This is a genomic window from uncultured Nostoc sp., assembly GCF_964245575.1.
Lineage (GTDB): Bacteria > Cyanobacteriota > Cyanobacteriia > Cyanobacteriales > Nostocaceae > Nostoc.
The window spans coordinates 1-5896 of sequence record NZ_CAXTNP010000383.1 but is presented as its reverse complement, the minus strand read 5'-3'; the positions used below and the strand labels follow the sequence as shown (position 1 = coordinate 5896).

Below are 5896 nucleotides of genomic sequence, written 5' to 3'. Positions count from 1 at the left end.
CCCCACTCCCCATTCAATAAGGATTTGAATCAATCCGTCCCCTTTTCACACTCCTGAGATAGTACCCAGAGGTTGGTCTGTTTCTCAAGTTAAAGGTGTCGCCACTGCGAACTTTCCAAATTTTGTAATTAGAAAAGGTCAAAGGCGTTCGGGGTTCGCATACTTCCGGTAGATGATTGCCAAGTACAAAGTACGCGTCACCCCTACCCATAACTTTCACCAAACCGTTTTTATCCACAAGAACCGATGTACTTTCACTAACCGCTATGCCTAAAACACTGCTAGATACACCGTCCTTAATTTGACGGGCAATGAAAGTCATAATTCGACCCATTCTTTCCCGCCTGTCGAAGTGTGTATCTACGATAGTTCCATTCAAATTGCTCCAATTGAAAAAATTGTAAGTAAAAGTAATGTCCCGGTAGGGATCTTCAAGTGCATCCCTAGTTTCAATGCCTTTTTCGGAAGAAGCGCAAGCATCATAAACACAATCACTTTGGATCATCGCACCCGCACTAGTGCCACCAATACCACCTCCCTTCAGGTAAACTGACTTAACAGCAGCCTCAAGCTTGGTATCTTTCCAGTTGCGGATGTATTGACATTGGTCGCCGCCAGCAAAGAAAATCACATCAGCATTTCTGACTTTTTCATAAATCTCAGCTTTGTTTGCCTCTTGCCTATTGCTAATCAGAAGAGTTTCCACAAAGTTTACGCCTTTCATGGCATAAATTAGCCGATTGTAATCGTGATTACCATTCGTGCGAAGAACTACAACATTAACTTTACTGCCGGAGTTACTACCTCCCCTAACTTGGTTGATCATCCACTGGATTGCATCTTCGACATCGGGGCCACCCCCACCTAAGCTAAGGACTGGGCCTGCTAAGGAGGAACGGACATCGAAGGAGGGAGAGGGGGAGGGGTAAACATCAATAGTGTCACCCAGGAAGTAGCGTTTCCAGTTTTCGATAAAACGGTTTATTAGGAAGGTTCCCATATTCAACAACTTGATTCCTGTACTTTTCAAGCGCCTTGCTATGCTTGGGAATGCCTTTGTCATACTAAGCTTCTGGAGCAAACTGCAATTATTGCTAGGCTGTTACGCACTTTAATTGCTTATTTATCCGTGAAATTCGTCTTTTGTCATTAGTCATTTATCAGTTGCCCTTTGTGAATAACCAATGACAAATGACAGTTTTAACGAAAAAATCTGCAACTTAAACGCGTACTAGCTTAACTTTGGCACTAGAGAGGGGAGAATTTCCAGCGTACAGGGTTTGTACTGTTTGTTAACTCAAAATAACGCAAAGTAATCATTTATTCTCTGCCCTCCTCTGCGAAAATCCCTACATTGTTTGTGTTCTTTATAGCGCTTCTCCAATGGAAGCAATACACCATGATACAGGCTAAGGGCACAGCAATGCTGTGCCCTTACAATCGCTCAAAAAATGATATCCGAAACCCGATTAAATTTGTTCAAATAAAATTTTAGATCCCCGACTTATTGAAGAAATCGGGGATCTATTTACCAGGCAATTTGCGATCGCTCTTGTACAACTCGCTGATATACTTCTTCAGTTTGCTTGGCTAATTTCGGCCAGCTAAAGCGTCGCTTTAAATCCTCATAAGCGTTATCCACCAGCCATTGCCGATATCCTGGATTTTTCAAAACCTCTAAAATTCCCCAAGCTAAAGAATCGGGATTATTCACCCATGTCACAATGCCTGTTTTAGTATGTTGCACTACTTCTGGAAAACCACCAGTATCAGAAACTACTACCGGAACACGAGAAGCAAAGCTTTCTAAAGCCACAATTCCAAAAGGTTCGTAAAGACTAGGAAATACTGCACAGTCAGCGACAGTTTGGAATCTATCTAAGTATCTATCAGAGAGAAAACCTGTAAAATAGCAATGATGCCAAATTCCCAAATTCCAGGCTTGGCGCTTGAGATGGTCAGTATTGCCGCCACCAACGATGACAAATTTAACGTTACCTCCCATTTGGGAAAGGATCTTAGGTGCGGCATTGAGCAATACAGGTATACCCTTTTCGTATGTCATGCGACCGAGATAGTAAACGATTTTCTCATCGTCTGTGGCAAATTGGCGGCGAAAATTTACAGCATGAAAATCTACGTGATGCTGTTTCTTTTCGGCTCGGATACCGTTATAAATGACATCGATTTTGTCCCAAGGACTGTATAGCGCTCGTTCTACTTCTTGGCGCATATAGTCGCTACAAACAATAATCCGCCAAGCATTGAAAGCTAGCAAGTTTTCTTTGCCATAAATATAGTTTTGGATATCTGTGTGAATACCGTTATAGCGTCCGTATTCCGTAGCGTGAATTGTGGCAATTAGTGGGATTTTGAGATTATGCTTGAGAGCGATCGCAGCATCTCCTACCAACCAATCATGGGCATGAATTAAATCAAAAGGCCCTTCCTCTAAAATCAACTTACCACCGTGATCTCCCATACTCAGGTTGAGATTGACTACCCAGTGGAAAAAGTCGTTACTATATGCCACTGGCACCCGATGCACCTTAACTCCCTCAACCACTTCATACATTGACGCCTGACCGAACTCTGCTGTAATTAGGTGGACTTCATGTCCTAGCTTTATCAGTTCCGGGTACAACTCCGCTACATGCCGCGCAATTCCCCCAACAATCCTTGGCGGAAACTCCCAACTCAGTACCAGTATCTTCATCTGCTAGACTCCCCGACACTTTACAAATATCTAAAAAATTACATTTACCTAAAAATACAAGGATGGTGAATGTAGTGAGTATGTTTACTAAAATTTTGAGATTTTTTAGCAGTTATTTTTTTAAAGCTTATCAAAGGTTATCAACTGCGGGCTAGAGATAACAAGCAAGGTGTAATTCGTAATTAGGACAATTGAGCGCCCGTTTTACAACTCATATCGTGTCCGGTTAAAGACTTATCATTTAGACCGCAGGGGGCTATTAGCTGGGGGCAGCTCTTGCAGAGGGAAAGAGGCTTTTACCTTTTGCGCGAATGGCACAGATGCAGGAATTATAACTAATTAGGCGGACATGATCTCAGGCTTTAAGAAAGGGTAACGACGCAAACAGGATGAACTTGATCGCGCCCTTGCTGTTTGGCTATATAAAGTGCTTTGTCCGCAGGATTAATCAAGTCTTGCGGCGAAATTTCGGAATTTGGCACAATGCTGACAACGCCTAGACTGACAGTAACGCGATCGCACACACTAGATTGAGCATGGGGAATGGCCAAGTTGTGGACTGCTTGTTGAATACTTTCAGCTACATAGATTGGATTGCACCTTGAATCTCTGTAAGTAGGCAAGCATAATTAAACATAAAATAAAATCCTAGTTCGTAGTGAGCGATTCATCGCTCAAAACAAGGATTATCAGCACTAAAGTCCTTACGAGGCGTGATGCGTAAAGCCCCCGAATAGAATTCAGGGGATATAAGGCAATACGCTTGGGTTAAGCATTTTTTTCTCTTCTCTCTGTTTCGCGCCAGTTGCTTCAAGTCGGGGAACCCGCCCAATGCACTGGCTTCTCTGCGCCTCTGCGGTAGTCTGCGGCAAGCCCCTTTGCGTCTACGTTAATAAATTTGATTTTTGATAAAGAGTTTTAGCCTTAACCCAAGTGTATTGGGATATAAGGTGATTTCTGATGAAAAAAATATTTATGTTGACGAGTTTTAACTTCGCTCAACTCTCGACCACTCTAGTTGGTTGAGCGAACTTGTACTGAGCCTGTCCTGAGCTTGTCCTGAGCGTAGTCGAAGGGCATAGCCGTAAAGCCTGCGGCATAGCTACGCTTAGGGCGAAGCCTCTTCTTCGAGTTGGGCGAAGTCGAAGTAGTCGAAACCAACGGCTATGGTAAAATTATTACTATAATTCACCTAAGCGAATGACCGAATTTACTCGGTCTTTGAGATGTCGCCGCAAGCATTAAGCACTCTTAAATCAGCTTTGATCCAAGCGCAGTACTGCCATAAAGGCTTCCTGCGGTACATCCACTGTACCCACAGATTTCATCCGCTTTTTACCTTTTGCTTGCTTCTGTAATAGTTTCTTCTTCCGGCTGATGTCACCACCGTAGCACTTGGCTAGCACATCTTTCCGCAAGGCGGGGATGTGTTCGCTGGCGATAACTTTACTGCCAATAGATGCCTGAATTGGCACTTTAAATTGATGGCGGGGAATTAGTTCCTTGAGTTTTTCTGCCATTGCCCGCCCGACGTTGTAAGCTTTATCTCGATGCACAATCATCGCTAAGGAATCCACAGGATCGCCGTTAATCATAATATCCAGCTTTACCAGAGGATTTTCACGGTAGCCGATGATGTGATATTCCATACTAGCGTAACCGCGCGATCGCGACTTCATCTGATCAAAAAAGTCAGTTACAACTTCCGCTAAGGGTAGCTCATAAGTAAGTGTAGTTCGTCCTTGGGTGAGATATTTCATATCTTTGAAGATGCCACGGCGATTTTGTGACAACTCCATCAAGCTGCCGACATAAGTTTCCGGCGTAATCATTTCTACTTGGACGTAGGGTTCTTCAATTTTTTCGCGATCGTTGGGAGAAGGTAAGCGGCTAGGATTATCGATGTAGAGTTCCTCACCTTTTAAGGTGATTACCTTATAAACCACTGAGGGGGCCGTAATGATCAAATCTAGATTATACTCTCGCTCTAGACGTTCCTGGACAATTTCCATGTGCAGCAAGCCCAAGAACCCGCAACGGAAGCCAAACCCCATCGCGCTGGAAGTTTCTGGTTCGTAATGCAGCGCTGCGTCGTTGAGTTCGAGCTTTTCCAAGGCTTCCCGTAAATCTTCAAATTGGTCAGCATCAATGGGGAACATGCCGCAAAAAACCATCGGGTTCGCTTCTGCATAACCTGGTAAGGGTGACTCTGCTTTCGCCTTACTTAAGGTAATTGTGTCTCCTACCCGTGCATCAGCTACAGCTCTGATTGCCGCTCCCAAATAGCCAACTTCGCCAGCGTGTAGTTCATCAACTTGCTTTTGAGTGGGAGAAAGAACGCCTAACTCATCAATTTCAAATTCTTTACCAGATGCCATTAAATGGATGCGATCGCCTTTTTTAACGGTGCCATCCATCACCCGGAAATACACAATTACTCCCCGGTAACTGTCGTAATAGCTATCAAATATTAATGCTCGTAAGCGTTCATTTATTGTATTGGGCGGTGGCGGTATCCGCTCGACAACTGCTTCTAAAATCTCATCAATACCAATTCCTTCTTTAGCAGAGGCAAGAATCGCACCACTGCAATCTAGACCGATAATTTCTTCAATTTCGCCAATTACCCGTTCTGGTTCAGCCCCTGGCAAATCAATTTTATTCAAAACCGGAATAATTTCCAGGTTATTCTCTAACGCTAAATATACATTTGCCAAAGTTTGCGCCTCCACACCTTGGGACGCATCTACTACTAATAGCGCTCCTTCACAAGCAACAAGAGAGCGGGAAACTTCATACGAGAAATCCACATGCCCAGGAGTATCAATTAGGTTCAACACATACTGCTGACCATCCTTAGCTGTATAGTTCATCCGGGCAGCTTGCAGCTTAATTGTAATGCCGCGCTCCCGTTCCAAATCCATGTTGTCGAGAAACTGTTCCTTCATCTGTCGGTCTTCAACAGTGCCAGTAGCTTGCAACAAGCGATCGGCGAGGGTTGATTTCCCGTGGTCGATGTGAGCAATAATACAAAAATTGCGAATGCGAACTGCGGGAACGTCAGTCATATACTATCTTTGCCTTAGCAGCAACCAAAGTTAAAAGAGCAATTTACTTAATGTATTTTAATGCTTTCTTAGCCAAGACGCTGCTTTTAATGGGGAGTGGGGAGTGGGGAGT

General features: G+C 43.8%; 4 protein-coding genes. All 4 read right to left on the bottom strand.

Features of this window, described 5'->3' with window-relative positions; all coding sequences use genetic code 11:
* Window positions 1-13: 13 nt before the first annotated feature.
* The 4 genes from ACFFAP_RS34970 to lepA all read right to left on the bottom strand — a co-directional run bounded on the left by ACFFAP_RS34970 (window position 14) and on the right by lepA (window position 5784).
* Window positions 14-1063 (bottom strand): cyanophycinase, encoded by a 1050-nt coding sequence (locus ACFFAP_RS34970; RefSeq protein ID WP_375515515.1) that lies wholly within the window; start codon window positions 1061-1063, stop codon window positions 14-16.
* Window positions 1064-1528: 465 nt separating this feature from the next.
* Window positions 1529-2716, bottom strand: coding sequence for a glycosyltransferase family 4 protein (locus ACFFAP_RS34965; RefSeq protein ID WP_375515514.1), 1188 nt, complete (start codon window positions 2714-2716; stop codon window positions 1529-1531).
* A gap of 362 nt (window positions 2717-3078) precedes the next feature.
* Window positions 3079-3339: a GGDEF domain-containing protein gene (locus ACFFAP_RS34960; protein ID WP_375515513.1), complete on the bottom strand. Its 261-nt coding sequence runs from the start codon at window positions 3337-3339 to the stop codon at window positions 3079-3081.
* 633 nt (window positions 3340-3972) lie between these two features.
* The gene (gene lepA / locus ACFFAP_RS34955) at window positions 3973-5784 is read right to left on the bottom strand and encodes a translation elongation factor 4 (protein ID WP_375515512.1); all 1812 of its coding nucleotides are present in this window, start codon (window positions 5782-5784) and stop codon (window positions 3973-3975) included.
* Window positions 5785-5896: the final 112 nt, after the last annotated feature.